23 protein-coding genes are annotated in these 25,131 nt (G+C 69.1%); 13 read left to right on the top strand and 10 right to left on the bottom strand.

What is annotated here, in order from left to right; all coding sequences use genetic code 11:
- Window positions 1-365: 365 nt before the first annotated feature.
- The 3 genes from MKD50_RS24395 (at window position 366) to MKD50_RS24385 (ending at window position 6,692) form a co-directional block, all read left to right on the top strand.
- Window positions 366-1,487: a porin gene (locus MKD50_RS24395; RefSeq protein ID WP_115699414.1), complete on the top strand. Its 1,122-nt coding sequence runs from the start codon at window positions 366-368 to the stop codon at window positions 1,485-1,487.
- Between the two features lie 194 nt (window positions 1,488-1,681).
- Window positions 1,682-2,107, top strand: coding sequence for a PRC-barrel domain-containing protein (locus MKD50_RS24390; protein ID WP_062804057.1), 426 nt, complete (start codon window positions 1,682-1,684; stop codon window positions 2,105-2,107).
- Between the two features lie 145 nt (window positions 2,108-2,252).
- Window positions 2,253-6,692 (top strand): response regulator, encoded by a 4,440-nt coding sequence (locus MKD50_RS24385; protein WP_371925390.1) that lies wholly within the window; start codon window positions 2,253-2,255, stop codon window positions 6,690-6,692.
- 33 nt (window positions 6,693-6,725) lie between these two features.
- Here MKD50_RS24385 and MKD50_RS24380 read toward each other — a convergent pair whose 3' ends face one another.
- The 3 genes from MKD50_RS24380 to MKD50_RS24370 are packed head-to-tail and all read right to left on the bottom strand — an operon-like array spanning window position 6,726 to window position 9,003.
- On the bottom strand, window positions 6,726-7,070 hold the full coding sequence (locus MKD50_RS24380) for a DUF3325 domain-containing protein (protein WP_252669032.1): 345 nt from the start codon (window positions 7,068-7,070) through the stop codon (window positions 6,726-6,728).
- Entirely contained in the window at window positions 7,067-8,707 is a 1,641-nt protein-coding gene (locus MKD50_RS24375; RefSeq protein ID WP_252669030.1) for a PepSY-associated TM helix domain-containing protein, read from the bottom strand. The genes MKD50_RS24380 and MKD50_RS24375 overlap by 4 nt, the downstream gene beginning before the upstream one ends.
- A complete protein-coding gene (locus tag MKD50_RS24370) occupies window positions 8,707-9,003 on the bottom strand; it encodes a DUF3649 domain-containing protein (protein ID WP_252669028.1) in 297 nt (98 codons plus the stop codon). The genes MKD50_RS24375 and MKD50_RS24370 overlap by 1 nt, the downstream gene beginning before the upstream one ends.
- A 367-nt stretch (window positions 9,004-9,370) precedes the next feature.
- Between MKD50_RS24370 and MKD50_RS24365 the strand changes: the two genes are divergently transcribed.
- Entirely contained in the window at window positions 9,371-10,069 is a 699-nt protein-coding gene (locus MKD50_RS24365; RefSeq protein ID WP_252669026.1) for a hydrolase, read from the top strand.
- Window positions 10,070-10,255: 186 nt separating this feature from the next.
- Here the strand turns inward: MKD50_RS24365 and MKD50_RS24360 are convergent, their stop codons facing one another.
- Complete coding sequence (locus MKD50_RS24360) at window positions 10,256-11,173, bottom strand: LysR family transcriptional regulator (protein WP_115699411.1); 918 nt, start codon at window positions 11,171-11,173, stop codon at window positions 10,256-10,258.
- Between the two features lie 235 nt (window positions 11,174-11,408).
- Between MKD50_RS24360 and MKD50_RS24355 the strand changes: the two genes are divergently transcribed.
- From MKD50_RS24355 to MKD50_RS24345, 3 genes are all read left to right on the top strand, one after another.
- A complete protein-coding gene (locus tag MKD50_RS24355; protein WP_252669025.1) occupies window positions 11,409-12,695 on the top strand; it encodes an MFS transporter in 1,287 nt (428 codons plus the stop codon).
- Between the two features lie 51 nt (window positions 12,696-12,746).
- On the top strand, window positions 12,747-13,496 hold the full coding sequence (locus tag MKD50_RS24350) for a creatininase family protein (RefSeq protein WP_252669024.1): 750 nt from the start codon (window positions 12,747-12,749) through the stop codon (window positions 13,494-13,496).
- Window positions 13,497-13,641: 145 nt separating this feature from the next.
- Entirely contained in the window at window positions 13,642-14,106 is a 465-nt protein-coding gene (locus MKD50_RS24345; RefSeq protein WP_115699408.1) for a RidA family protein, read from the top strand.
- A 9-nt stretch (window positions 14,107-14,115) separates the two neighbouring features.
- Here the strand turns inward: MKD50_RS24345 and MKD50_RS24340 are convergent, their stop codons facing one another.
- Window positions 14,116-15,027 (bottom strand): LysR family transcriptional regulator, encoded by a 912-nt coding sequence (locus MKD50_RS24340; protein WP_115699407.1) that lies wholly within the window; start codon window positions 15,025-15,027, stop codon window positions 14,116-14,118.
- Window positions 15,028-15,257: 230 nt separating this feature from the next.
- Here MKD50_RS24340 and MKD50_RS24335 point away from each other — a divergent pair, with 230 nt between their 5' ends.
- Window positions 15,258-15,968 (top strand): SDR family NAD(P)-dependent oxidoreductase, encoded by a 711-nt coding sequence (locus MKD50_RS24335; RefSeq protein ID WP_115699406.1) that lies wholly within the window; start codon window positions 15,258-15,260, stop codon window positions 15,966-15,968.
- Window positions 15,969-16,057: 89 nt separating this feature from the next.
- Here the strand turns inward: MKD50_RS24335 and MKD50_RS24330 are convergent, their stop codons facing one another.
- The 3 genes from MKD50_RS24330 to MKD50_RS24320 all read right to left on the bottom strand — a co-directional run bounded on the left by MKD50_RS24330 (window position 16,058) and on the right by MKD50_RS24320 (window position 18,066).
- On the bottom strand, window positions 16,058-16,477 hold the full coding sequence (locus MKD50_RS24330; RefSeq protein ID WP_115702394.1) for an organic hydroperoxide resistance protein: 420 nt from the start codon (window positions 16,475-16,477) through the stop codon (window positions 16,058-16,060).
- Window positions 16,478-16,540: 63 nt separating this feature from the next.
- A complete protein-coding gene (locus MKD50_RS24325) occupies window positions 16,541-16,891 on the bottom strand; it encodes a hydroxyquinol 1,2-dioxygenase (RefSeq protein ID WP_115682150.1) in 351 nt (116 codons plus the stop codon).
- A 209-nt stretch (window positions 16,892-17,100) separates the two neighbouring features.
- Window positions 17,101-18,066, bottom strand: coding sequence for a LysR family transcriptional regulator (locus tag MKD50_RS24320; RefSeq protein ID WP_240987428.1), 966 nt, complete (start codon window positions 18,064-18,066; stop codon window positions 17,101-17,103).
- 121 nt (window positions 18,067-18,187) lie between these two features.
- On the opposite strand from MKD50_RS24320, the gene MKD50_RS24315 reads away from it, so the two are divergent.
- The 4 genes from MKD50_RS24315 (at window position 18,188) to MKD50_RS24300 (ending at window position 22,111) form a co-directional block, all read left to right on the top strand.
- Complete coding sequence (locus MKD50_RS24315; protein WP_252669022.1) at window positions 18,188-19,171, top strand: Bug family tripartite tricarboxylate transporter substrate binding protein; 984 nt, start codon at window positions 18,188-18,190, stop codon at window positions 19,169-19,171.
- A gap of 43 nt (window positions 19,172-19,214) precedes the next feature.
- Entirely contained in the window at window positions 19,215-20,822 is a 1,608-nt protein-coding gene (gene ggt / locus MKD50_RS24310; RefSeq protein ID WP_252669020.1) for a gamma-glutamyltransferase, read from the top strand.
- A 507-nt stretch (window positions 20,823-21,329) separates the two neighbouring features.
- Window positions 21,330-21,818 (top strand): ferric iron uptake transcriptional regulator, encoded by a 489-nt coding sequence (gene fur, locus MKD50_RS24305; RefSeq protein WP_115699403.1) that lies wholly within the window; start codon window positions 21,330-21,332, stop codon window positions 21,816-21,818.
- A gap of 35 nt (window positions 21,819-21,853) precedes the next feature.
- A complete protein-coding gene (locus MKD50_RS24300) occupies window positions 21,854-22,111 on the top strand; it encodes a hypothetical protein (protein ID WP_240071394.1) in 258 nt (85 codons plus the stop codon).
- An 84-nt stretch (window positions 22,112-22,195) separates the two neighbouring features.
- Here MKD50_RS24300 and MKD50_RS24295 read toward each other — a convergent pair whose 3' ends face one another.
- Complete coding sequence (locus tag MKD50_RS24295) at window positions 22,196-23,125, bottom strand: DMT family transporter (RefSeq protein ID WP_240071393.1); 930 nt, start codon at window positions 23,123-23,125, stop codon at window positions 22,196-22,198.
- A 505-nt stretch (window positions 23,126-23,630) separates the two neighbouring features.
- Between MKD50_RS24295 and MKD50_RS24290 the strand changes: the two genes are divergently transcribed.
- Window positions 23,631-23,954 (top strand): PadR family transcriptional regulator, encoded by a 324-nt coding sequence (locus MKD50_RS24290; RefSeq protein WP_115682144.1) that lies wholly within the window; start codon window positions 23,631-23,633, stop codon window positions 23,952-23,954.
- An 87-nt stretch (window positions 23,955-24,041) separates the two neighbouring features.
- Here MKD50_RS24290 and MKD50_RS24285 read toward each other — a convergent pair whose 3' ends face one another.
- Complete coding sequence (locus MKD50_RS24285) at window positions 24,042-25,076, bottom strand: putative 2-aminoethylphosphonate ABC transporter substrate-binding protein (protein WP_252669018.1); 1,035 nt, start codon at window positions 25,074-25,076, stop codon at window positions 24,042-24,044.
- Window positions 25,077-25,131: the final 55 nt, after the last annotated feature.

Below are 25,131 nucleotides of genomic sequence, written 5' to 3'. Positions count from 1 at the left end.
GTAAACTAACGCCCTGTTCGCCGCGCCGGGGACGACCCGGCATGCGCCTTCCAAGCCCGATCGGCCATGGCCGAAAAACGCTTGCCGAAGCGGGCGCCGGCGAACCCGCTCAATGGCCTTCGGGCCGCTCCCGTGGCGCCGGCAAGCGGCGCTGCCCAAGGCTTGCCCGGCAATACTGCCGGCATTCGCCGCCCCTCCAGGCATCGTCGCCCGCTTCGACCCTCGCCCGGGCCGCGCATCCGTTGCGCCTGGCCCGATGACGACCCGCGTGCCCCGCGCGGGACTGGAACCCGCAGGCCATCGGCCTGACGGATCCGCCGGCACGCCACCGCGCCGGCCGGATCCGGCCCTCCGGAGGACCCTCCATGAAGAAGACAGCCAGCCACTGGCTGCCGGCGGCCGGGCTGTTGCCCGTCGCTGCCCTTACCACCGCCCTCATCGCGGGGCGCGCCCATGCGGAGCCGGGCGTCACCGTATATGGCATCGTCAGCACGGCCGTGCGCTATACCTCGAACCTCGATGGCCATCACCACGACCAGGCGGCGCTGGTCTCCGGCGGCATGGTCGGCAGCCGCTTCGGCCTGAAGGGCGACGAAGACCTGGGCGGCGGCCAGCATGCCGTCTTCCAGCTCGAGGCCGGCATCGGCAGCGACGACGGCCGCGCCGGCTACCAGGCGCTGTTCGGCCGCCAGGCCTATGCCGGCCTCGCTGGCGACTGGGGCAGCCTGACCTTCGGGCGCCAGTACAACGCGCTGAACAATATCGGCTGGGCCTTCAATCCGCTGGACCAGGGCTGGGGCAATTTCTGGTCCGATCCGATCTACCTCGGCGGCGACATCTTCTTCCAGGACTATCGCATCGACCACAGCGTGGTCTACAAGAAGAGCGCCGGGCCGCTGACGCTGCAACTGGACTACGGCGCCGGCGGGCAAGCCGGCAGCCTGGCGCGCGGCGCCACGCTGGGCGGCGGGCTGATGCTGCAGCAGGGCGCGCTGGCGCTGGGCGCGGCCTATGACCAGCGCCGCAGCGACGACGGCGGCCACACCGTCCGCAACTACGCCGTGGGCGGCTCGTACGCATCCGGCAAGGCCACCTTCTACGTGGGCCACATGGGCCGGCGCGAATCGGCGCGGCACCATGACGCCGGCGGCGCGCGCTTCAGCATCGCCTTCGCCGGGCTGGGCTACCAGCTCACGCCCGCGCTGCATCTGTCCGGCGCCTACTACCGCTACTGGCAGCGCGGCAACGTGACCACGCAGTTCCTGCAGGTGCCGGTGCTGCTGGGCAGCGGCAATGCCGACAGCGTCGCGGTGGTGGCCGACTACGCCCTGTCCCGGCGCACCAGCCTGTACCTGGAAGCCGACGTGGTGCGCGCGCGCGGCGGCGCGGTCGGCCGCGAGACCGAGTACTGGGCCGGCACGCCCGCCACCGGCGTGGCGCGCAGCACGCGCGTGGGCGTGATGCTTGGCATGCGGCACCACTTCTGAAGCGGCTGCCGGATCCCCGCGCGGGCGCCCGTGCGAATGCGTTGTTTTTGCAAGCCACGCGAAAGAATTACCTCCGCCAGGGGCGCCAGCGGGCGCCGCCGCGGGGCGATCCACGTGGAAACCACGCCAAAGCGGCGCAGGCATGGTCATTGCGCACGCCAAGCATTCCACCGTCTCGCGACAAGGAGCACAGCATGCAAACCCAACCTCCCAGCAGTCAAGGCGCAGCCATCGTCGGTTCCGGCGTGGGCGAAGGCCCGGGCCCGGAAGTGATGGCGGCTTCCAGCCTGGATGGCACCAAGGCCTATTCGTCCGACGGCGAGCATGTCGGCAAGATCTCCGAGATCATGCTGGACGTGCCGCATGGACGCATTGCCTATGCGGTGCTGACCACCGGCGGCTTCCTCGGCATGGGCGACACGCTGCACGCCATCCCCTGGAACGCACTGGTCATGGATACTGACGAAAAGTGCTTCCGGATCGCCGTGACGGCGGACCGGATCAAGTCCGCGCCGGGCTTCAACAAGGACAGCTGGCCGAGCATGGCCGACCCGCAGTGGGGCAAGTCGCTGCACGAATACTACGGGCGCGACCCGTACTGGGTCTCTCCGCCGCTGTAAGGCGATTGCAGCACGCTGCGAACCAGGGCCGCGAGTGCGCCGCGACAGGCGCCTCGCGGCCCGCTTGCATTGCACGGCCAGGCTAGGCACAGTCTGCCAGGACGCGCGGGCCGGACGCCGGCACCACGTGCCCCCAGAGACGACCATGAAGACACCCGCCGCCAGCATGACGCCCTTGCCATCTCCGCCGCCCCCGGCCGAAACCGCAACTGCCGGCGCCAGCGCGGCGCCCGTCCCGCCCGGCGACATGCCCGGCTTTCTGGCCGGCGGCGGCGAGATGGGGACGCTGATGCGCGCCTTCGCCTGGGACTCCACCCCGCTCGGGCCGCCGCAAGGCTGGCCGCACAGCCTCAAGACCGCGATCCGCATCATGCTGACCTCGCGCCAGCCGATCTGGATCGGCTGGGGCGATGCCTTGCACTTCTTCTACAACGACGCCTACAAATCGATCATCGGCGGCAAGCACCCCGGCGCGCTGGGGCAGCCCACGTCGGTGGTGTGGCGCGAGATCTGGCCCGAGATCGCCCCGCTGCTGGCCACCGCGATGACCGGCAGCGAAGGTACCTTCGTCGAGCAGAAGCTGCTGATCATGGAGCGCAACGGCTACCCGGAGGAGACCTACTACACCTTTTCCTACAGCCCGGTGCCCGACGACCACGGCGGCACCGGCGGCATCATCTGCGCCAATAGCGACGACACCGAACGCGTGCTGGCCGAGCGCCAGCTGAACGTGCTGCGCGACGTGGCGGCAACGGCCAGCGAGGCACGCGCGTGGCGCGATGCGTGCGAGCGCGCCATGGCGGCGCTGTCGTCGGACCCGCGCGACATCGTGTTCGCGCTGCTGTACATCGCCGAGCCCGGCGCGCGCGCGCTGCAGCGCGCCGGCGCCATCGGCATCGATGACGGCCACCCGGGCGCGCCGGCGCAGATCGCGCTGGACGCGCAGTGGCCGTGGCCCGTGGCCGAAGTGCTGGCGCAGCAGCGCCCGGTGCTGCTGGACGGCCTGGCCGAGCGCTTCGCCGTGCCGCTGCCGGGCGGCGCCTGGGGCGCGCCGCCGTCACGCGCGGCCGTGATCGAGGTGGCGCCCTCGGGCAGCGCGTCGCATCGCGGCGTGCTGGTGGTCGGCCTGAATCCGTTCCGCCTGTTCGACCAGCGCTACCGCAGCTTCCTGACGCTGGCCGCGGGGCAGATCGGCGCGGCCATGCACTCGGCGCTGGCCTATGAGGCGGAGCGCAAGCGCGCCGAGGCGCTGGCCGAGATCGACCGCGCCAAGACGGCCTTCTTCTCCAACATCAGCCATGAGTTCCGCACGCCGCTGACGCTGATGCTGGGCCCGCTCGAGGAACTGGTGCGCCGCGCCGGTCCCGGCGAGGACCGCGCCATGCTGGAGATGACGCATCGCAACGGGCTGCGCCTGCTCAAGCTGGTCAACGCACTGCTGGATTTCTCGCGGATCGAGTCCGGCCGCGTGACGATGCGGCGCCAGCCCACCGACGTGGCCGCGCTGACGGCGGACCTGGCCTCGCTGTTCCGGGCGAGCGTGGAAGCGGCCGGCATCACGCTGCGGGTCGACTGCCCGCCGTTATGCCCGCCGCTCGCGCACGCCGTCGCCGTGGACCGCGACATGTGGGAGACCATCGTGCTGAACCTGGTCTCCAACGCCTTCAAGTTCACCTTCGCCGGCACCATCACCGTGGCGGTCGCGCCGCAGGGCGACGACGCCGTGGCACTGACCGTGCGCGACACCGGCATCGGCATCCCGGCGGCGGAACTGCCGCGCATCTTCGAGCGCTTCCATCGCGTCGAAGGTGCGCAGGGCCGGAGCATCGAAGGCAGCGGCATCGGCCTGGCGCTGGTGCAGGAGCTGGTGCGGCTGCACGGCGGCACGATCGACGTGCAGAGCGTGCCGGGCGAGGGCACCTGCTTCACCGTGCGCCTGCCGGCCGCCATGGATGCGGTCACTGACGCGGCAACGCAAGCTGAGGCCGCCCCCCTGGCCAGGGGCGTGCAGGCGCGCGCCTATGTCGAAACCGCGCTGCGCTGGCCGCGGGCGGAAATGGCACCGCCGCCAACGCCGGTGGCAGCGGACGATCTTCCCTTGCTTTCCGCGCAAGTCTCGGCCGCAGCCGGCGATGCGGCAAATGGCAGCGCCCTGGTGCTGGTGGCGGACGACAACGACGACCTGCGCGACTACATGCGCCGCCTGCTGGGCGCCGCTGGCCATCGCGTCGCCGTGGCCGCCGACGGCGAAGCGGCGCTGGCGCTGGCGCGCGTGCACGCGCCGGCACTGGTGGTGTCGGACGTGATGATGCCGCGCCTGGACGGCTTTGGCCTGGTGCGCGCGCTGCGCGCCGATGCCGCGCTGAGCGACACGCCGGTGCTGCTGCTGTCCGCCCGCGCCGGCGAGGAGGCACGCGTGAGCGGCCTGGGCAGCGGCGCCGACGACTACCTGGTCAAGCCCTTCTCCGCGCGCGAGCTGCTGGCGCGCGTGGCCAGCAACCTGCGCCTGTCGGCACTGCGCCGGGCCACCGAGCACCGCCTGCAGGAACTCAACGCCTCGCTGGAGCGCCGCGTCGCGCAGGCCGTGGCCGACCATGACCGGCTGTGGGAGCTGAGCGAAGACCTGCTGATCGTGGCGCGCTTCGATGGCTGCCTGCAGCGGGTCAGTCCGGCGTGGACGCGCACGCTCGGCCACGCGCCGCAGCAGGTGCTGGGACGCGCTTACTTGTCGTTCATCTACCCCGACGACCTCGCCGGCGCCAGCGCGCAGCTCGACGCCCTGCGCCACGATGGTGTGCCGGTGCGCTTTGAATGCCGGCAGCAGCGCGCGGACGGCGCACTGCGCTGGCTGGCCTGGACCCTGTCGGTCGATCCGGCCAACGGCCATATCCACGGCGTGGGCCGCGACGTCACCGGCGACCGCGAAGCGCAGGCCGCGCTGCGCCACGCCGACGAGGCCCTGCGCACGGCGCAGAAGATGGAGGCGATCGGCAACCTGACCGGCGGCGTCGCGCATGATTTCAACAACCTGCTGCAGGTGATCGGCGGCAACCTGCAGTTGCTGACGCGCGACCTTGCCAGCGATGACCGCGCCGGGCCGCGCCTGCGCAACGCGCTGGCCGGCGTCGCGCGCGGCGCCAAGCTGGCATCGCAGCTGCTGGCGTTCGGGCGGCGCCAGCCGCTGGCGCCGCGGGTGGTCAACCTGGGCCGGCTGGTGCGCACGCTGGACGACATGCTGCGCCGGGCCCTGGGCGACGGCATCGAGGTCGAAACCGTGGTCGCGCCCGACCTGTGGAACACGCTGGTCGATCCGTTCCAGGTCGAGAACGCGCTGCTGAACCTGGCGATCAACGCGCGCGACGCCATGCACGGGCACGGGCGCCTGACCCTCGCGGCGCGCAATGCGCGGCCGGGCGAAGCCACCAGCGAAGCCGCCAACAAAGCCGCGCCAGCCGCGCCGATGCAGTATGTGCTGCTGTCGGTCACCGACACCGGCGTGGGCATGCCGCCCGAGGTGCAGGAACGCGTGTTCGAGCCCTTCTTCACCACCAAGCCCGAGGGCCAGGGCACCGGACTGGGCCTGAGCATGGTGTATGGCTTTATCCGCCAGTCCGACGGACACGTGAAGATCGCCAGCGAGCCGGGGCGCGGCACCACGGTCACGCTGTTCCTGCCGCGCGTGCTTGAGGATGAGGACCCGGATATCGAACTGGACGCGGGCGCGGCGCGCGGCGGCAGCGAGACCGTGCTGGTGGTGGAAGACGACGAGGACGTGCGCGCCACGGTGGTCGAGATGCTCGCCAGCCTGGGCTACCACGTGCTGCGCGCGCGCGACGCGCACAGCGCGCTGGCCATCGTCGAGCGCGGCGTGCCGGTGGACCTGCTGTTCAGCGACGTGGTGATGCCCGGCCCGCTGCGCAGCACGGAGCTGGCGCGCAAGCTGCGCGAACGGATGCCGGACGTGGGCGTGCTGTTCACCTCGGGCTATGCCGACAGCGTCATCGTGCATGACGGACGCCTCGATGCCGGCATCGAACTGCTCAGCAAGCCCTACACCCATGAGGCGCTGGCACGCAAGGTGCGCCACGTGCTGGCAAATCGCAGCCAGCGCGCCGCGACGGCCGCGGTGGGCCAGCACCTGGCGCCAGTCGGGCACGCGCCGGACGCCGCGCCGCTACGCGTGCTGTGCGTGGACGACGACGCGCTGGTACGCGCCGGCACCGCGGAAGTGCTGCGTGCCTATGGCATGCACGCGCTGGAAGCGGACAGTGAGAGCGCGGCGCTCGCCGTGCTGGCTGGCAACGCGGTCGACGTGCTGGTGACCGACGTCGCGCTGGCCGGGGATTCCGGCGTGGACCTGGCGCTGGCGGCACGCGCGCGCCAAGCGGGGCTGGGCGTGGTGTTCGCCACCGGCTACGCGCTGGAGCTGACGCCGGCACAGCACGCCGCGCTGGGCGCGGTGGCGGTGCTGCGCAAGCCCTATCCGCCGCAGACGCTGCTCGAAGTCCTGCGCGATGTCGTCGGCGAGATCCGGGGCGATGCCGCGCGGGCCGAAGCCCCCGGCCGGCCACAGCCGGCAAGCTGAACACGCCGCGGCGCCAGCGCCAGGCGCCGCCGCTCAGCCGGCAAGCCGCCAGGCGGCGCCGGCCAGCCCGACGAGCGCCACGCCGGGCACCAGGCGCTGCACCACGCGCGGCGCGTAGGACAGGCCCAGCGCCACGGCGATGGCACTGGCCGTCAGCGTGCCCACCCACGACACCGTGCCCATCGGCCCGCCCTGCGCGGCGATATGCAGTCCCCACGCCAGTGCCAGCGCCATCGCGCCCTGCAGGCGCAAGCGCGCCACCGCGCCGCGCGACGGCACGCTGCCGCGGCCATGGATATCGGCATGATGGCGCTCGAGCGACAGCGCCAGCGCGGCAAACCCGGCCAGCGACAGCGCGAACCCGGCCAGCGCGTTCATGCGGCCTCCTGCGTGGTGGCGGCGACGTTGCGCGGCCGCGATGCCACGCGTGCGCCCCCGGCTTGCCGGCGGCCCGTGATCCAGGCCGCGGCGCCAAGCGCCAGGCCCAGCGCCAGCGACACCAGGTCGAAGCCGGCCACGGCCGCCGGACCATGCCCCTGCAGCAGGGTCACGCCCAGGTGCGAGCCGGTGGTCAGCGCATTGAGCAGCGGGAGGGTGCCGAACAATGCCGCGCCCGCCCACAGCTGTGCGCGCCACATGGCGCGCGTGGGCCGGCACAGCGCCAGCAGCGCGCACGCGGCCCAGGCCATGAAGAACCAGCGGATCTCGGCCTCGGGCCGCTGCGCCATTGCCACCGGCAACAGCCGGTTGGCCCAGAAATAGCTGGCAAAGGCCACCGGCAGGCCGGCGATGGCGCCGATATTGAGCGCCTCGACCAGGCGCAGCCCGAACCCGGGCCGGCCCCGCGCCGCGATGGCCCTGGCCTGCTGCTGGCGCGTGCGCACCGCCCACAGGATGGCGCCGGTGGCGACCATGGCGCAGCCCGCCAGCCCGCACAGGAAGAACAGCGCGCGCAGGCCGGGGGGTGCAAAGCTGGCGATATGCAGGCCAGTCATGACGCTGCGCGTCAGTTCGGCGGCGGACTTGTCTTCGGCATACGCTCCCAGCAGCGCGCCGCTGGCACCCGCAAATTCGAGCGCGAGCGGATCGTGCGAGAGCGTATCGGGCTCGGCGCGGGAGAGGGTCACGGTCGCGTTGGCATCGCCCGGCAGGTTGACCACGATGCGACGCACCTGCCCGCCCTGCCACGCGCGCCCGGCCTGCGCCATCATGTCCGGCACGCTTGCCAGCGGCGCGGCTGTGCCGGCGGCCTTGGGCGGCAGCGGGCGCAGCCTGGTCTGCGCCTGGAATGCGCGCAGATCGCCGCCGTATGCCGCCTCGACGCCCCACTGCATGTACATGAACAGCAGCGTGACCAGCCCGGTGTAGGTGATCATCAGGTGGAACGGCAGCGGCAGCACCGCCAGCGCGTTGTGCGCATCGAGCCAGGAGCGCTGGCCCTTGCCGCGCCGGAACGTAAAGAAGTCGGCAAAGATGCGGCGGTGGGTGATTACGCCGCTGACGATCGCCACCAGCATGAACATGGCGCAAAAGCCGGCGATCCAGCGCGCCCACTTGGCCGGCATGTAATGCAGGTCGAAGTGCAGCCGGTAGAGGAACTCGCCGCCGCGGGTCTCGCGCGCGGCCTGCAGCGGCACGCCGGTGGCCGGATCGAGCAGGCGCGCGTCGAAGCGGCGCGGCTTGCCGTCGGCATCGCGCGGCGCCTGCCCCGGCTTGTAGGTCCACCGCACATTGACCGCGTCGCGCCGCGCATCGGGCAGCGTGATGATCCAGCGCGCGGCATCGGGCGCCTGATGCTCCAGATAGCGCAACGCGTTCTGTGCCATCTGCGCGGCCGGAACCTGCGCGGCCTCGGCAGGTGCGGTGCGATGCAGCTCCGGCCGCATCCACAGCGAAATCTCTTCCTTGTAGTAGCTGGCGGTGCCGCCGCAGAACATCAGGAACAACACCCAGCACACCAGCAGGCCGCTCCAGGTGTGGAGCCATGCCATCGACTGCCTGAATCCCGCGCGCATCACGCCCCCCGTCCGAGCGCCAGCATTGCCGACAGCAACGCGGCCGGCAGCGCCATGCCCGCCCATGCACGCCAGGCGCTACGCGCCGCAAACACCCAGACCGCCGCGCCGGCATAGATGGCGAACGACAGCAGCGTCGCCGTGGTCACGGCATCGTGCCGCGCCATCGGCAGATAGCGCGCCAGCACCGCGGTGGCCAGCGCGGCCAGCCCATAGCCGCCGGCAATGGCGGCAACGGCGCGCACGCCCACGCCCGCGCGATAGCGCCACCCGCTAGCCTGCAGCGCCTTGCTCACGCCGGCACCCGCAGCGCCACATATGCGGCGGCATTTTCAGCGCGAGCGGCGTGGCTGAGAGGACAAAGATGGCAAGCGGCAAAGGAAGCGGCGGGCATAGAGGGCAAAGGAAGCGGCGGGCATAGAGCGATGCGGGCAGGAAACGACCACAAATGATAACAATTCGCATTTCCAACCTCAAGGCAATCCCTGCCCGCCGCCTGGACAGAGCCGCGATTCGTTTTTCAATTTTTTTGAACAACAATGACAATGAATGTCGGCAGAAAGCATCACGGCGTTCGCTATAGTTCTGCTCATGGCTGCGCGACACAAACACACAGCGCCGCTACCACAATCAACAATTTTGAATCATTTTTAGGAGAACATCATGTCGAACGCCAAGCTCGAAGTCCTGACCCCGCGCAACAGCCAGTTGATCATCATCGACCATCAGCCGCAGATGGCCTTCGGGGTTCAGTCGATGGACCGCCAGACCATGAAGAACAACGTGATCGGGCTGGCCAAGGCGGCCCGGGTGTTCGACGTGCCGACCACCATCACCACCGTCGAGAGCGATTCGTTCTCCGGCTACACCTACCCGGAGTTGCTGGATGTGTTTCCCGGCAAGCAGACCCTCGAGCGCACCTCGATGAATTCGTGGGACGACCAGAAGGTGCGCGACGCACTGCAAGCCGCCGGGCGCAAGAAGGTGGTGGTGGCCGGACTGTGGACCGAAGTCTGCAACACCACCTTCGCGCTGAGCGCGATGCTGGAAGGCGACTACGAGATCTACATGGTTGCCGACGCCTCGGGCGGCACCAGCAAGGAAGCGCACGACTACGCCATGCAGCGCATGATCCAGGCCGGCGTGGTGCCGGTGACGTGGCAGCAGGTCCTGCTGGAGTGGCAGCGCGACTGGAAGAACCGCGACACCTATGACGCCGTCACCGGCATCGCCAAGGAACATTCGGGCGCCTACGGCATGGGCATCGACTACGCCTACACCATGGTGCACAAGGTCGCGCAACGCACCGCCACGCCGCACGCATCGATCGCCCCGGTGCACGCACCGGTGATCGAGCGCTGATCCACGCAGCCAGCATCTGACGGAGACCACACCATGAAGCCAAGCCGAAGCCTCGCCCATGGCGCGCTGCTGCTCGGATGCTGGCTGGCCATCGGCACCTCGAGCCTGGCCGCCGCGGCCATCGTCGCGCAGACGCTGGCCTGAGCGGCGGTACGCAGCCGGCAAGACGCCGCAGCCGCGGCCGGGCTAGCGCCGTTGCGCGAACATCGACATATGCCGGCCGATATGGTCGAGCAGTTCCAGCGCTGCCGCGGGCAGGGGCCGCCCGGCCTTCACCAGCAGCCGGGCCTGGGTGCCTGAAAACAAGGGATGGTCCAAAGGCACCACCGCCAGCGTGCCCGCCGCGATCTCGCGATACGCGGCGAATTCCCCGATCAGCGTCATGTACTGGTCGTAGGCGACGAACTGCTTCAGCGCGGTCAGCGAGTTGCTGACCAGCGTCGCGCGGATCGAAATGTTCTCGGCGAACTCGACCATGCGCAAGGCATGGCCGACGCCGAACGATGCCGGCATCATGGCCAGCGGATAGGCCTGCAGGTCGGCGACACTGGCCGCGCCGCCGCGCAGCGCCAGCGGGTGGTCAGGCCTGACCAGCAGCACCACCGGCTGCGACGCGCTCGCGCGGTATTCGATGCGCGGGTGCGGCGGCGGATTGTAGGCCAGGCCGATATGCGCGCGGCTTTCCGCCACTTCCTCCAGCACGCCATCGACCGCAAGGATGTCCATGCGGATATCCAGGCGCGGATAGCGCGCACAGAACCGCGCCAGCACTTCGTTGACGAGCAGGTCGACGTAGCCCTCACTCAGGACCAGCCTGACCTCGCCTTGCTGCAACCCCTGCAGCGCGTGCAGCTGGTCTTCCAGCTTCTCCTGGTGCGAACGGTAGCCGCGCCAGAATTCCACCAGGTGCGCCGCCGCGGCGGTGGGCCGCAGCCCGCGTGGCTCGCGCTCGAACAGCAGCGCGCCCAGTTCTTCCTCCAGCAGCCGGATCTGCCGCGTGATCACCGAGGGCGAGGTGTTCAGGCTGTCCGCCGCGCCGCGGATGGTGCCGTGCGCCAGCACTTCACGGAAGTATCGCAGCCGCTGCTGATTGATCTCTCGCATGTCGAACGCCTGTTCCTCCGTTTTTCCGCAGCGGTAACGATACCCGAACGCGCCTCGCCTTGCTTGCCATGCGCAGCGTGGGCCACCTGGACCGGTGCGTTGCCCGGAACAGAACGAAGTGTGGCCCGAGTTGCTGTTTGCCAGCCCGCCCGCGGCTGCCACGATTCAGTCCACGAGGGACACGACCAGGCCCCACCGAGCCCACCGGGCCGCAACCACACCGGAGACAACGAGCATGCTAGCCATCCCTACCGCGGGCGCCATGGACGGCGCTTCCAGCCTTTACAGCCGGATCAACTGGCGCCTGTTGCCCTTCCTGCTGGTGTGCTACCTGTTCGCCTATCTGGACCGGGTCAATGTCGGCTTTGCCAAGCTGCAGATGCAAAGCGACATGGGCTTTTCCGACGCGGCCTACGGCGTGGGCGCCGGCATCTTCTTCGTGGGCTATGTGCTGTTCGAACTGCCGAGCAACCTGATGCTGCCGCGGGTCGGGGCCCGCAAGACCTTCAGCCGGATCCTGGTGCTGTGGGGGCTTACCTCGGCCTGCATGGTGTTCGTGCGGGACGTGCCGACGTTCTACGCGTTGCGCTTCCTGCTCGGCGTGTTCGAGGCCGGCTTCGCGCCCGGCATGATCTATTACCTGTCGTGCTGGTACGGCCCGCAACGCATGGCGCGCGCCATCGCCATCGTGTTCCTGGCGGGACCGATCGGCGGCATCGTCGGCGGACCGGCGTCGGCATGGCTGATGACCGCGCTGGCGGGCCATGGCGGCCTGGCGGGCTGGCAATGGATGTTCCTGGTCGAGGGCCTGCCTTGCGTGCTGCTCGGCATGCTGGCGCTGTCGCTGGTGCCGGACCGCCCGGCGCAGGCGAGCTGGCTCAGCGACGCCGAACGGCGCCTGCTGGAAGCCGAACTGGGGCCGGTCGCCGCGCACAAGCATGGCTTCGGCGCCGTGGCCCGCGACCCGCGCGTCTATGTGCTGGCGCTGGCCTACTTCTGCATCATCGCGGCGATCTACGCCATCAGCTTCTGGCTGCCGACCATGATCAAGGCGCAGGGCGTGGACGATACCGTGCGGCTCGGCTGGTACGCGGCCATTCCATACGTGGCGGCAGCGTTCGGCATGTACTACATGGGCCGCAAGTCCGACCGCTCGGGCGAGCGGCGCCTGCACTGCGCGCTGCCGGCACTGGCGGCAGCCATGCTGCTGGCGGCCTCGGTGCTGGCGGATGGCAACCTGGTGGCGACGCTGGTGCTGCTGACGCTCGCCACCATGGGACTGTGGATGGCGTACACCGTGTTCTGGGCCATGCCGGCCGAATACATCCAGGGCCCGGCGGCGGCGGGCGGCATTGCGCTGATCAACACCATCGGCCTGTCGGGCGGCTTCTGGGGACCGGCCACCATCGGCTGGACCAAGACCGCCACCGGCAACCTCCATCTCGGCATGCTGATGATGGCCGCGCTGCCGCTGCTGGCCGCCATCATCATCCTGTGCAACAAGCTGCCCGCGCGCCGCTGATGCGGCATCGCGACGCCGTGATCCCGACCATCACTCACCAAGGAGCTTCCCGTGCAACTTCATCTTTCAACCTGGGCGGAGATCGAGCAATACCTGGCCCGCAGCCGTACCATCGTGATCCCCATCGGCTCGAACGAACAACATGGCCCGACCGGGCTGCTCGGCACCGACTGGTTGTGCCCGCAAATCATTGCAGGCGAGGCGGAGCAGCAGGACGATATCCTGGTGGCGCCGACCTTCAATATCGGCATGGCGCAGCATCACCTGGCATTCGCCGGGACGATTTCGCTGCGTCCGTCGACCTTCATCGCCGCGATCGGGGACTGGGTACGCTCGCTGGCAGGGCATGGCTTCGAGAAGCTGTTGTTCCTGAATGGCCATGGCGGCAACGTTGCCTCGATCGATGCGGCCTTCTCCGAACTCTACGCCGAAGCCAGCTTCGCCCGGCGCCGCGCCGGCTTTGCGCTGAAGCTGTGCAACTGGTGGGACTTGCCTGGCGTGGGCGAACTGGCGCGCGACCAGTTCCCGACCGGCCATGGCTCGCACGCCACGCCTTCCGAAATCGCGATCACCCAGTGGGCCTTTCCGGATGCGCGCAAGCATGCCGACTATGCACCACGGATCGCGCCCACCGGCCCGATACGCGAGGCGCTGGACTTCCGCGCGCGCTATCCGGACGGCCGCATCGGCTCGGACCCCGGACTGGCAACGGCCGAGAAAGGCGCTGCGCTGGTCCGGCTGGCGGCGCAGAGCCTGGTCCGGGAACTGGACGCGTTCGGCCGCGAACCGATGCCGGACTGAGGTCGCGGGCAGGCTTATGGGGGCTGCGGGCCGGGACTGGTTACGTCATGTATCAAGTCCTGTTCCCGCCGATGACTTTATCGCGTGCCGGCGAGCCCATAGAGTCTGCCATGTGAGCCATGACACCTTTGGATTGGGAGCCACCATGTCGGTCCAGCAACGACTCGCAGCGCGCGGCCTGGCGCTGCCGCAACCGCCTCAACCTCTGGGCAGTTATACCGCGGTCAGCCAGGCCGGGGACCTGCTGTTTATTTCCGGGCAGTTGCCGCTGCAGGACGGCAAGGTGATCTGGCAGGGCCAGGTCGGCAAGGACCTGAGCGTCGACGAAGGCAGGCGTGCCGCCGAACTGGCCGCGCTCAATGTGCTGGCGCAGATCGACGCGCATCTGGGCGGCTTTGCGCGGCTCGATCACCTCGTGCGGGTCGACGGCCACATTGCCAGCGCACCCGGCTGGTTCGCACAACCGGCGGTGCTCGACGCGGCGTCGGACCTGTTCCGCGACGTGCTGGGCGACAAGGCCGGCCACGCGCGCACGATCTCTTCGCACTTCCAGCAGCCGGGCAACGCAGCCGTGATCCTGGTGGTCATCGCCCAGCTCCGGCCGGCATGAGCCGAACTGCTACGCCGAGAATTTTTCGAGCAGGAAGTCAACGAAGACCCGGACCCGGCGCGTGACATGGCGCGCGGACGGGTATAGCAGCACGAACGGGCGCGCGCTGCCGCCGTATTCGCGCAGCACTTCCACCAGCGTGCCGTCGCGCAGGTCCTGTTCCACCACGAAGCGATAGGTCTGGAACAGGCCGGCGCCGGCGCGCACCAGCGTGGCGCCGCCAAGAATATCCTCCGACGCCGTGTACGAGCCGGTCGTGACGATATCGGTTTCCGTGCCGTCGACCCGGAGGGTCCAGGGAATCCTGCGTCCGCTGCTGGGACGCTCGAACTGGATGCATTCATGCCGCAGCAGATCTTCCGGCGTTTGCGGCGTGCCGGCCTGCCGCAGGTATGCGGGCGCCGCCACCACCACCAGCTCGGCGTCTTCGAGCTTGCGCGCGATCAGGTTCGAATCATCCGGCGCGCGTCCGCGCACGCACAGGTCATAGGTGTCATCGGCGAAATCCACATTGCGGTTGCTGATGTGCACATCGATCTGGACCTCCGGGTACCGGGCCCGGAATGCCGGCAGCACCGGCAACACGCGATAGTGGGCATACGGCGTCGGCAGGCTGATGCGCAGCCGCCCCGCCGGGGTCGCGTGCTGGCCGCCGATCTGCCGTTCGGCATCGACCAGCTGCGCCAGCGCGGCGCGGCTCTGCTCGAAGTACAGGCGGCCTTCGTCGGTCAGGCGGATCTGCCGCGTGGTGCGCACGAACAGCCGCACGCCCAGCCGCTCTTCCAGCCGCTGCACGGTACGGCTGACCGCGGGCGGCGTCACGCCGGCGGCGACCGCGGCCGCGGTAAAGCTGCCCAGTTCCGCGGCCAGGCAAAACAGTTCGATGCTGCCCAGCTGGAGGTCATCGAATTGGCGTTTCATTGCTTCCCCCTGCTGGTGACGGACCTGGTTCGGTATCCGGGGCAGTCGCCATCATAGGTTCACGCCCCGCCGAAGTCGACTGACGCGCCCGTGCATTAGTACGCGCCGCGCATAACTGTTTGTGCGGCCGGTGCCTTCGAAAGCCCGACCCGAGCCTCTAGATTGGAACCCATCGGCGCCGCGGGCCCGATCGGCACGCTAGCCGGACCAACCTACATCGAGGTGAAAACATGAGTGCAGCACAGAAAGTCGTCGTCATCACAGGCGCATCGCAAGGCATCGGCGCGGAACTGGTCAAGGCCTTCCGCGAACGCGGCCATCGCGTCGTCGCCACGGCGCGCAGCATCCGCCCGTCCGACGACCAGGACCTCCTGGCCGTCGCCGGAGACCTCGCCGACCCGGCCACCGCACGCCGCGTCATCGCCGAGGGCGTGGCCAGGTTCGGCCGGATCGATACGCTCGTCAACAACGCCGGCATCTTCGTCGCCAGGCCGTTCACCAGCTATACCGGCGCGGACTACGCAGCGGTCACCGGCATCAACCTGGCGGGCTTTTTCCATATCACGCAACTGGCCATCGCCGAGATGGAGAAACAGCGCAGCGGCCACGTGGTCAGCATCACCACCAGCCTGGTCGACCATGCGCTCAGCGGGGTGCCATCGGTGCTGGCGTCGCTGACCAAGGGCGGCCTCAATGCTGCCACCCGCTCGCTGGCGATTGAATACGCCCGCACCGGCATCCGCGCCAACGCCGTCTCGCCCGGCATCATCAAGTCGCCGATGCATGCGCCCGAGACCCACGCGGCCCTGGGCGCGCTGCACCCGATGGGCCATATGGGCGAGATGCGCGATATCGTCGACGCCGTGCTGTACCTGGATTCGGCGCCATTCGTGACCGGCGAGATCCTGCACGTCGACGGCGGGCAGAGCGCCGGCCATTGACCACGCGGCATGCGACCGCGGCAGCCCAGGGCTGCCGCGGTCATGACATGCAGGATGGGGGCTGCCTCGCGATGAGGCAGCCCCTTGCTTCAGACCAGCCGGGTCTCGACGTGGATGTTGCCGCGCAGCGCCTTGGAGTAAGGGCAGGTCTGGTGCGCGGTATCGACCAGTGCCTGCGCCAGCTCGCGCTCGATGCCGGGAATGCTGACATTGAGCCGGGCCTGCAGCAGGTAGGCGTCGCCGGCCATGCCCAGGTCAACCTCGGCATCGACCGACAGGTCCGACGGCAGCTTGACCTGCCGCTTGCCGGCGGCCAGCCCGATCGCGCCGATAAAGCATGCCGACCAGCCTGCTGCCAGCAATTGCTCCGGGTTGGTGCCGGCGCCGGGCGATCCGGGTCGTGACAGCTGCAGGTTGAGGCGGCCGTCATCGCTGCGCGCCTCGCCGTCGCGGCCGCCCGCGGTGATGTGGACCTTGCCGGTGTACAGCACTTTCTCGATACGGGTCATGTCTGGTTCCTGTTGGGTGGTGTTGGTGGTGATAAAGCTGGCCGGCGCGCCGGCCGGCACGGCTCAGGCGTAGGCGCCGTCGAGGTACGGATCGACGCTGCGCGCCGGGTCCGCCGACACGCCGCTGCGATCGAGCCCGGCCACGGAGCGGGCACCGTCGGTGTAGGGATCGACGTTGCGCGCACCGTCACTGAACGGATCGACGCTGCGGGCGCCGTCGCTGTACGGGCTGCGCGGCTCCTGCACCGAGCGCGCGCCTTCGCTGTACGGGTCGCGGGCGTCCACCGCGCTGCGGGCACCGTCGGTGAACGGGTCGCGGGCGCCGGCGGCCGAGAAGCTGGCGGCCTGGGCGCCGGCAGCGGCGGCGGCGAGGGCGAGGGCGAGGACAAAGCGGCGGGCGATTTGGGTAGTCATGATCGGTTTCCTTAAGTTCACGTTGAGGGTTGAGCGGGCCGGCTTTCGCTTTCGGGGTATCCGACGCCGCGGCCACGGAACGTATTTAAGGTGACCGGTGTATCGGCCATGTAGCCGATGCGGGCCGCCTTTGTCAGCCGCCGTGTCGAGCCGCCGGCAGGATACAAAGCGGTACAAAGTGGTGGCTTGGCGCGCGACCGTCGCCGCCGCTAAGTGGCTGCCGCGCCCTCATCGGCACCCAGGCCGAGGCGCCCTGCCTCCTCGCGCAGCGCGCGCACAAACGCGTGCACGACCTCGCCCGCCCCGCCCTGGCGCCATACCGCGCCCACCGGCCCGAACGATTCGGCGTCGGCCACCGGCAGTACGCACAGCAGACCCAGCGCTTCGAGGTGACGCGCCATCGCGCCGGAACAGACCCCGATGTAATCGGTGCCGCGCAGCACCGACTCCAGCGTCAGCACGGAACCGGTTTCCACGCGCGGCTGCAGCCCGGCAGCGCCGCGTTCCAGCAGCACCGTGTCGAGCCGGGTCCGCATCAGCGTTTCGCGCGGCGGCATCGCCCACGGAAAATCGAACAGGTCGCGCCAGGCGATGCGCTGGCGGCCTGCCAGCGGATGATGCCGTGCCACCACCACGCCGATGCCATCCTCGAACAGCACCTCGTGCGCCAGGTGGGGGCCATAGGCGCGCGCGTCGATGGAGCCGACGATGACGTCGTAGTCGCGCCGCTCGAGGCGCTCCAGCAAGGTATTGAAGACGCCTTCCGTGACCGCGATCTGCACGTTGGGCTGCGCCTGCTGGAAGCTGACGATGGCGCGCGGCACCAGGTGCGCCACGCCGGCAAAAACGCTGCCCACATGCAGCCGCGCCACCGCGCCCTTGGCAATCGAGCCCAGTTCTTCATGTGCGCGCGACACCTCGCCCAGCACGCGGACCGCCAGCTTGCGCACCGCGTCGCCGGCGGGCGTGAGCTGCAGCCGCCGCCCGCGCACCAGCAGCCGCGCGCCGGCGAGCGCTTCCATCTCGCCCAGCCAGTGCGACATCGCCGATTGCGTCATGTGCAGCCGCTGCGCCGCCGCGGACAGCGTCCCGGCGTCCAGCAGGATCAGGAAGGATTCGAGATGCCGCATGCGCAGCCGGCGCGCCCAGGCCACGCTATCCGCAGGTTCAGTCATGAGTGTTTACTAATATATCTATCGGAACAATTCACTGGCGCTCATGGTAAGCCAATTCAATAATGCGCAGGAGTTCCCGGGCCTTCTCAGCTTCCTCACATTGTTCTCAGGCTTTATACCTATGAAGAAACTCTCAGTTGTTTCGCACCTGGCCGTGGCGGCAATCGCCCTGGGCCTGGCTCTGCCCGCCTGGAGCTGCGGCGAGGCGGGCTCGAACCGGCCCATCCGCCTGGTGGTGTCCCAGCAAGCCGGCGGCAGCACCGACACCATCGCGCGCATGTGGGCCGAGCATGCGGGCAAGGAACTCGGCACCACGGTGGTGGTGGAGAACAAGCCCGGCGCCGGCGGCGTCATTGCCGCCAAGTCGGTGCTGGCGCAACCGGCGGACGGCTGCACGCTGTTCCTGGCGGGCGTGTCGCAGATGGTGCTGAACAAGTTCGCCTACGCGCCGCTGGCCTATTCGCCCGAGAAGGATTTCACACCGGTCGCGACGCTGACCAACGTGCCGTTCGTGCTGGTGGCCAATCCGCAGAGCGGGCTGCGCACGCTGGACAACCTCAGCGAAGCGGCGCGCGCCAAGCCCGGTGCGATCAATTTCGCCTCGTCGGGACTTGGCAATTCGACCCACCTCGTGGTCGAGATGCTGCTCAAGCAGCGCGGCCTGCGCATGACCCACGTCCCCTACAAGGGTGAGCCCGACGGTGTGATCGCCACGGTCTCGGGTGAAACGCAGGTGATGGCGCCGGTGCTCAGCACCGCCTTGCCGCAGATTCGCGCCGGCAAGCTGGTGCCGCTGGTGGTGTTCGCCGCCAAACGCGTGCCGGACCTGCCCGAGGTGCCGGCAGCGCCGGAAATCGGGCTGAAGGGCTTCGAGGACATCGGCTGGTCGGGCATCGCCGCCAAGGCCGGCACTCCCGCGGAACCGATCCGGCGCATGCATGCGGCCACGCAGAAATTCCTCTCGGATCCCACGGTGGTGGACAAGCTCCGCGCGATGCAGGTCACGCCGATGCCAGGCCCGGTCGGCAAGCTGGCCGAGCTGACCGCGCGCGACACGGTGAAGTGGAAGGACGCCATCGGCGACCTGAACCTGCGCGCCAATTGAAGCCCACCCGACACCAGATCCAGAGGTAACAATGAAAAAAGGCATGGTCGTCTGCCCGCAGCCCGAAGCGGCGGAAGCAGGCATCGAAATCCTGCGGGCCGGCGGCAATGCGGCGGACGCCGCGGTCGCCTGCGCGTTTGCCCAGACCGTGGTCGATCCGCTGATGTGCGGCATCGCCGGGTTCGGCACTGCCGCGGTGTATATGCCGTCGCACCAGGCGCACGAGTACATCGACTTCCACGCCACCGCGCCGGCGCGCGCCACGCCGGACATGTGGGCCGACAAGCTGGAAGGCGAGGCCCGCGACGGCTTCGGCTTCTTCGTCAAGGACCGGCTCAACGACATCGGCTACCAGTCGGTCGCCACGCCGGGCACGCTGCGCGGCCTGGAGGCGATTCACCGCGGCTATGGCAGGCTGCCCTGGCGGGAAGTCATCGCGCCGGCGATCCGCTGGGCGCGCCAGGGCTATTTCGTGCGGCCGGGGATGTATGCGTTCTGGATCGACGAGGGCACGCTGGGCCGCGCCAGCAACCGCGAACGCCTGGCGTACAGCGCCGATGGCCGGCGCCTCTATTGCCGTGAAGACGGCTCGCCCAGGACCATCGGCACGCCGCTGCGCAATCCGGATTTCGGCGACACGCTCGAGCAGATCGCGCGCGACGGCGCGGACGCGTTCTATCTGCACGATATCGCCGGGCGCATCGTCGCCGACATGGAGGCCAACGGCGGGCTGCTGTCGCGCGCGGACCTGGCGGGCTACCGGGTCGAGCGCACGGCGCCGCTGGCCGGCACCTATCGCGACCGCACCATTACCACCAACCAGCCGCCGGGCGGCGGCGTGATGCTGATCGAGATGCTGAACATCCTCGAGCGCTTCGACCTGGCCCGGATCGGCCACAACACCGCGGAATACCTGCGCATTGTCTGCGAGGCGATGAAGGCAGCCACGCGCGACAAGGATCTGCACGTCGGCGATCCGGCCTTTGTCGAGGTGCCGCTGGCGCGCCTGCTCGACAAGGCCTATGCCCGCGAGCTTGCCGCGGGCATCGTTGCCGGCGACAGGATCGACATTGCCCGCGTCAATCCCGGCCATGTGGTGCCGCGCGATACCACGCATCTGTCGGTGGTCGATGGCGAGGGCAACTGCATTGCGCTGACGCATTCGCTGGCGATGCCGTCGGGGGTCATGACGCCGGGCCTCGGCTTTCTGCACAACGGCTGCATGGGCGTGTTCGATCCGCGCCCGGGCCGCGCGGGCAGCATCGCGCCGGGCAAGCGGCGCTTCACCTCGTCGTGCCCTTCGATTGTGTTCCGCGACGGCAAGCCGGAGATCGTGCTTGGCGCACCGGGCGGCACCCAGATCGCCATGGGCGTGCTGCAGGCCATCCTGAACGTGGTCGACTTCGGCATGGCAATGCAGCCCGCCGTGTCGGCGCCACGCTTCTCGTCGACCAGCAATGCCATCGACGTATGCAACCGGATTCCGCGCTATCTCACCGCGGAACTGGAAGCGCAAGGCTATGAGGTGATTCGCAATCCGTACAACTACACCATTGCCTGGGTGCACGCGATCCGACTGGCAAACGGCGAGCTCGATGGCGGCGCGGACCCCGGGCGCGACGGGGTGGCGCTGGAGACGGCGATCGCCTGAGCGGGTGTCACAAGAAGGGAAATCGCGCCTGCCGAAAATTTTCCTTGTAATGAGATCGATTCCCATTTACTATTCGATCACTGCCTGCCGCACGGTGTACCGAAACAAGCACCGGATGGCGCGGGCAGACCGGCCAGACTGCACCTCGCGGCACGCGACGGCACCTCAGCCTGGCAGGCAGGACAGATTTCCGGATGCCGCCCCCGCGGCCTTCGATACCGACTTTTGTGGGGACCGCTCCGTCACGCGGAGCGTTTGGTAGTAGCCAGTCTCCGGAAGATCGGGAAAGCAACCAGACCCCGCTTTCCCGATCGCGTCTTCCGGCGGCAAGCCAGGCCACCTTTTTATTCCGCGCGCCGTGCAGGCACGTCGCGCCGCCAGGGACGAGGGCCGCCAGCGCCCGGCCGGCCCTGGCGCTTCCCGCCTGAAATTCCGCCAAGCCACTGACGCCGTGCCCGTGCGGCGCCAGGCCGGGCGCCGCCCTGACTGCGGGGCGCCAGCCGCAGCATGCCTATGCCATCCGCCATGTCATCCGAGAGCACCAACCCGATCCATCTCAAGCGCGCCGGCCTGAAGGCGACGTCGCCGCGGATGCGCATCCTCGAAGTGTTCCGCACCAGCGCCAGGCGCCACCTGAGCGCCGAAGATGTCTACCGCATCCTGCTGACCCAGGATGAGGATGCCGGGCTGTCGACGGTCTACCGCGTGCTCAACCAGCTGGTGCAGGCCGATATCCTGCTGCGCCACAGCTTCGAGTCGGATCACGCCGTATTTGAACTGAACGAAGGCGGTCACCACGACCACCTGATCTGCGTGGCGTGCGGCCGCGTGGAGGAGTTCCGCGACGAGCGCATCGAGCAGCGCCAGCGCCAGGTCGCCGCCGACAACGCCTTTGAGCTGCGCGAGCATATGCTGGTGCTGTATGGCGTGTGCCCGCAATGCCGCGCGGGCGCCGCCGACGCGGAGCGCATGCCGGAACTGCCGGCCGGCGCCTGAGCCCGCCGCATGCCGAGCGCCTGACGGAGCCATCCATGGAGCGCCTGACCAAACCCCTGTCCGAACTGAAGCACCTGATCAACCTGTGCCTGCGCCAGGAGCCCGGCTGCCACGACTGCCAGCTGCGCGCGGTGTGCGTGCACCGCCCCGACCACACCGGCTGCAACTGGAGCGCCGAGGTCGATTTCCCCGAACGCAGCGAAGCCGACGCCGTGCGCCACTGGCGCCAGGCACGCCGCGTGGTGACGATGGTGCGCGCGCAGTACAACGTGGGCACCGCGGCACCGGCCTGAACCGGCCGCCGCGGTCAGACATCGAGCTGTGCTGCCGTGATGCCGAGCGCTGCGGCAATCCGCGTTTTTCTTATCTGGCCCGCGTCAACGTTCAACGCCAGCTGCGGCGGTATGGCTGCTGCCCGTTTGCCGGGCAGCCCCCGGCCGCAATACCAGCCACACCGCCATGCCGATCAGCGCGCCGCCGGCGGCATGCGCCCACGACAGCGCCTCGCCCAGGAACAGCGCGCCCCAGACCATGCCGAACGGCGGGATCAGGAAGGTGACGGTCAGCGAGCGCACCGGGCCCAGGTCGGCGATCAGCCGGTAATACAGGATGTAGGCCAGTGCCGTGCACAGCGTGCCCAAGCCGAGCATGGCCGCCCAGACGCCAGCGCCGGCGTCCGGCAGCGTGTTGTGGCGCCACAGCGCCGCGGCGCAGAAAGGCAGCAGGAAGGCGCCAGCGCCGACCAGGCTGCCGGCGGCGACCAGCCGGCTGTCGAGCCCGCCCCGCTGCGTGATCCAGCGCCGCGCGAGAAAGCCCGAAAGCCCGTAGCAGGCGGTGGCGAACAGGCAGGCCAGCGCGCCCAGCAGCAACTCTGAGGAAAAGGCGACCGGCCCGGTGCGCGTCAGCAGCGCAACCCCCGCCACCCCGAGCACCACCCCCATCGCTTTCGCGCGCGTCAGCGGTTCGGAGAAGGCGATGGCGCCGATCACCACGCCCATGAGCGGGGTCATGGCGTTGAACACCGCCGAGTAACCGGCCGGCAGCCACAGCGCCGCCACGGCGTACATGGCGAACGGAATGCCCGAGTTGACCACGCCCAGCGCCAGCACTGCCGGCCATTTGCCCTGCATGTCCCAGCGCAGGCCGAGTAGCGGCAGGCACGCCGCCAGCGTCAGCGCGCCGATCAGCACGCGCACGAAGGCCGTCGGCAGCGGCCCCAGCACCGGCGCGCCAATGCGGATGAAGAGGAAGCTGCCGCCCCAGAGGGCGGCCAGGGCCAGCAAGCGAAGCAGGTCGAGGGGTTTCATCGGTCGGGCGGGGCGCGCCCCGCCGGCAGGATCAGCGATGTCGCATTGAACGCCGGTGCGGGACCGCCCGCAAGCCGGATTCGGACCTGTGGCCCGGCAGGCGCCGCGCGGGGCGCCTGCCGGGCCATGGGATGGCGGCACGTTCGCAGATTTACGCGGAAATTGAGAGACTTTTACGCCACAATGTCACGTAAATACGTCACTTTCTTACCGGGAGCTTTCATCCGCTCCCCTCGCAGGAGGGGGCGCGTCGCTGGCGCGTGACAATCTGCATTAGATTAAATTAAAATCTGGTCTGCGCCAGAGTTAATTGACCCCTCCGACGCATTCCCGACAAGCCGCCAGGCCCCCTGGCGGCTTCTTTTTTTGATCCGGTAAAATGCGCGCTGCCCGGCGCGCCGGCACGCGACATCCCCGCTGGCCGCCCCGTCCTGCCGCGCCGCAGGCATCACCCTGCCCGCATCCTGCGTCAACCGGCGCGGCGCCAGTCGCGTTGCCAATCCACATGAAACGACAGTTCCTGGGCTTGCTGGCCCGCGTCTACGTCCTGCAATTTGCGCTGGAAGTCCCCGCCACGGTGGCCATGCTGGCCGACATGCTGCTGGAATATGGCTTCCAGGTCGATATCGGCTCGGTGCGTCCGCTGCTGCGGGCGTTGCAAATGGAAGGCTACCTGGAAAGCGTGCTGCGCGACGGCATCGGCCGGGTCTACCTGCTGACCGAACGCGGCCGCGAAGAACTGCAAGCCAGCCGCCAGCGCATCGACGAACTCTACCGCCGCCTGCACGCCGGCCTGCCCGCGACCGACGACGCTCAACGCCGGGCCTGAGCCCGGCCTGCCGGCGGCCGCGGCGCCGACAGCGTACCCGTTTCTGCGGGCTGCTTTGGCGTCGGAGCGGCGCCCGGACCAGCCGTCTTACTTCTTCTCCGCCTTCCCTTCGTAGCGCTTGTTCCATTCGGCCAGGATGCGGTCGCGGTTATCGCTGGCCCAGCGGAAGTCGTTTCTGATCAGGCGCTTCTCGTAATCCGCCGGCAGCAGCGCGTCGGGCCTGGCGATGCCGGGCACGGCCAGCACCGCGAAGTTCTTTTCATACAGCGCCATGGCCTCGCGCGACGCCGAGAAGTCGGCCAGCTTGCGCGCGGCATCCAGATGCTTCGTGCCCTTGACGATGGCGGTCGCCTCGATGTCCCAGCCCAGGCCTTCGCTGGGCAGCACGATATCGATCGGCGCGCCTTCCTTCTTCGACTTCATGGCGCGGTACTCGAACGCAATGCCGATCGGGAACTCGCCCTGCGCGGCCATCTTGCACGGCTTGGAACCCGAGTGCGTGTACAGGCCGATGTTCTTGTGCAGGGCGTCCATGTACTGCCAGCCCTTCTGCTCGCCCATCATCTGCAGCCATGCGCTGACGTCGAGGAAGCCCGTGCCCGACGAGGCCGGATGCGGCATCACCACCTTGCCGGCATAGACCGGCTTGGTCAGGTCGGCCCACGAGGTGGGCCTGGGCAGGCCCTGCTTCTGCGCCTCGACCGTGTTGAAGCAGATCGCCGCGCCCCACACATCCATGCCCACCCATGCCGGCGGGTTGGCCGGGCTGCGGTACCTGGCATCGATCGCGGCCAGGTTCTTCGGCGCGTACGGGTCGAGCATGCCTTCCTTGTCGAGGATCGCCAGGCTGGAGCCGGCCAGTCCCCACACCGCGTCGGCGCGCGGCGCGGCCTTTTCGGCCAGCAGCTTGGCGGTGACGATGCCGGTGGAGTCGCGCACCCACTTGATCTCGATCTCGGGATGCACCTTCTCGAACGCGGCCTTGTAGGCGGCGATCTGGTCGGCTTCGAGCGCGGTGTAGACGGACAGCACCGTGGCCGCGGCGGCGTGGCCGGCCAGCAGCGGCAGCGTGGCGGCGGCCACGGTTGCAATGGCCGCGGAAAGGCGGGTGATGCGGGACATGGTTTCCTCCTTTGGAATCGGTCAGTGTGTTGCGCAAGTCAGCGGGATGACAAAA

The sequence above is a fragment of the Cupriavidus mimosae genome (assembly GCF_023952485.1).
Taxonomy (GTDB): Bacteria; Pseudomonadota; Gammaproteobacteria; order Burkholderiales; family Burkholderiaceae; genus Cupriavidus; species Cupriavidus taiwanensis_C.
Note: the sequence above shows the minus strand (reverse complement) of the source record. Positions and strands in the feature narration are given on the sequence as shown.

Coding starts and splice junctions, on each gene's coding strand:
- MKD50_RS24315 (WP_252669022.1), top strand. CDS start 18,188: ATGAAGAAACTCTCAGTTGTTTCGCACCTGGCCGTGGCGGCAATCGCC.
- MKD50_RS24380 (WP_252669032.1), bottom strand. CDS start 7,070: ATGAACGCGCTGGCCGGGTTCGCGCTGTCGCTGGCCGGGTTTGCCGCG.
- MKD50_RS24385 (WP_371925390.1), top strand. CDS start 2,253: ATGAAGACACCCGCCGCCAGCATGACGCCCTTGCCATCTCCGCCGCCC.
- MKD50_RS24375 (WP_252669030.1), bottom strand. CDS start 8,707: ATGCGCGCGGGATTCAGGCAGTCGATGGCATGGCTCCACACCTGGAGC.
- ggt (WP_252669020.1), top strand. CDS start 19,215: ATGGTCGTCTGCCCGCAGCCCGAAGCGGCGGAAGCAGGCATCGAAATC.
- MKD50_RS24345 (WP_115699408.1), top strand. CDS start 13,642: ATGTCGGTCCAGCAACGACTCGCAGCGCGCGGCCTGGCGCTGCCGCAA.
- MKD50_RS24300 (WP_240071394.1), top strand. CDS start 21,854: ATGGAGCGCCTGACCAAACCCCTGTCCGAACTGAAGCACCTGATCAAC.
- MKD50_RS24365 (WP_252669026.1), top strand. CDS start 9,371: ATGTCGAACGCCAAGCTCGAAGTCCTGACCCCGCGCAACAGCCAGTTG.
- MKD50_RS24290 (WP_115682144.1), top strand. CDS start 23,631: ATGAAACGACAGTTCCTGGGCTTGCTGGCCCGCGTCTACGTCCTGCAA.
- MKD50_RS24285 (WP_252669018.1), bottom strand. CDS start 25,076: ATGTCCCGCATCACCCGCCTTTCCGCGGCCATTGCAACCGTGGCCGCC.
- MKD50_RS24360 (WP_115699411.1), bottom strand. CDS start 11,173: ATGCGAGAGATCAATCAGCAGCGGCTGCGATACTTCCGTGAAGTGCTG.
- MKD50_RS24340 (WP_115699407.1), bottom strand. CDS start 15,027: ATGAAACGCCAATTCGATGACCTCCAGCTGGGCAGCATCGAACTGTTT.
- MKD50_RS24355 (WP_252669025.1), top strand. CDS start 11,409: ATGCTAGCCATCCCTACCGCGGGCGCCATGGACGGCGCTTCCAGCCTT.
- MKD50_RS24325 (WP_115682150.1), bottom strand. CDS start 16,891: ATGACTACCCAAATCGCCCGCCGCTTTGTCCTCGCCCTCGCCCTCGCC.
- MKD50_RS24330 (WP_115702394.1), bottom strand. CDS start 16,477: ATGACCCGTATCGAGAAAGTGCTGTACACCGGCAAGGTCCACATCACC.
- MKD50_RS24295 (WP_240071393.1), bottom strand. CDS start 23,125: ATGAAACCCCTCGACCTGCTTCGCTTGCTGGCCCTGGCCGCCCTCTGG.
- MKD50_RS24395 (WP_115699414.1), top strand. CDS start 366: ATGAAGAAGACAGCCAGCCACTGGCTGCCGGCGGCCGGGCTGTTGCCC.
- MKD50_RS24390 (WP_062804057.1), top strand. CDS start 1,682: ATGCAAACCCAACCTCCCAGCAGTCAAGGCGCAGCCATCGTCGGTTCC.
- MKD50_RS24335 (WP_115699406.1), top strand. CDS start 15,258: ATGAGTGCAGCACAGAAAGTCGTCGTCATCACAGGCGCATCGCAAGGC.
- fur (WP_115699403.1), top strand. CDS start 21,330: ATGCCTATGCCATCCGCCATGTCATCCGAGAGCACCAACCCGATCCAT.
- MKD50_RS24320 (WP_240987428.1), bottom strand. CDS start 18,066: ATGACTGAACCTGCGGATAGCGTGGCCTGGGCGCGCCGGCTGCGCATG.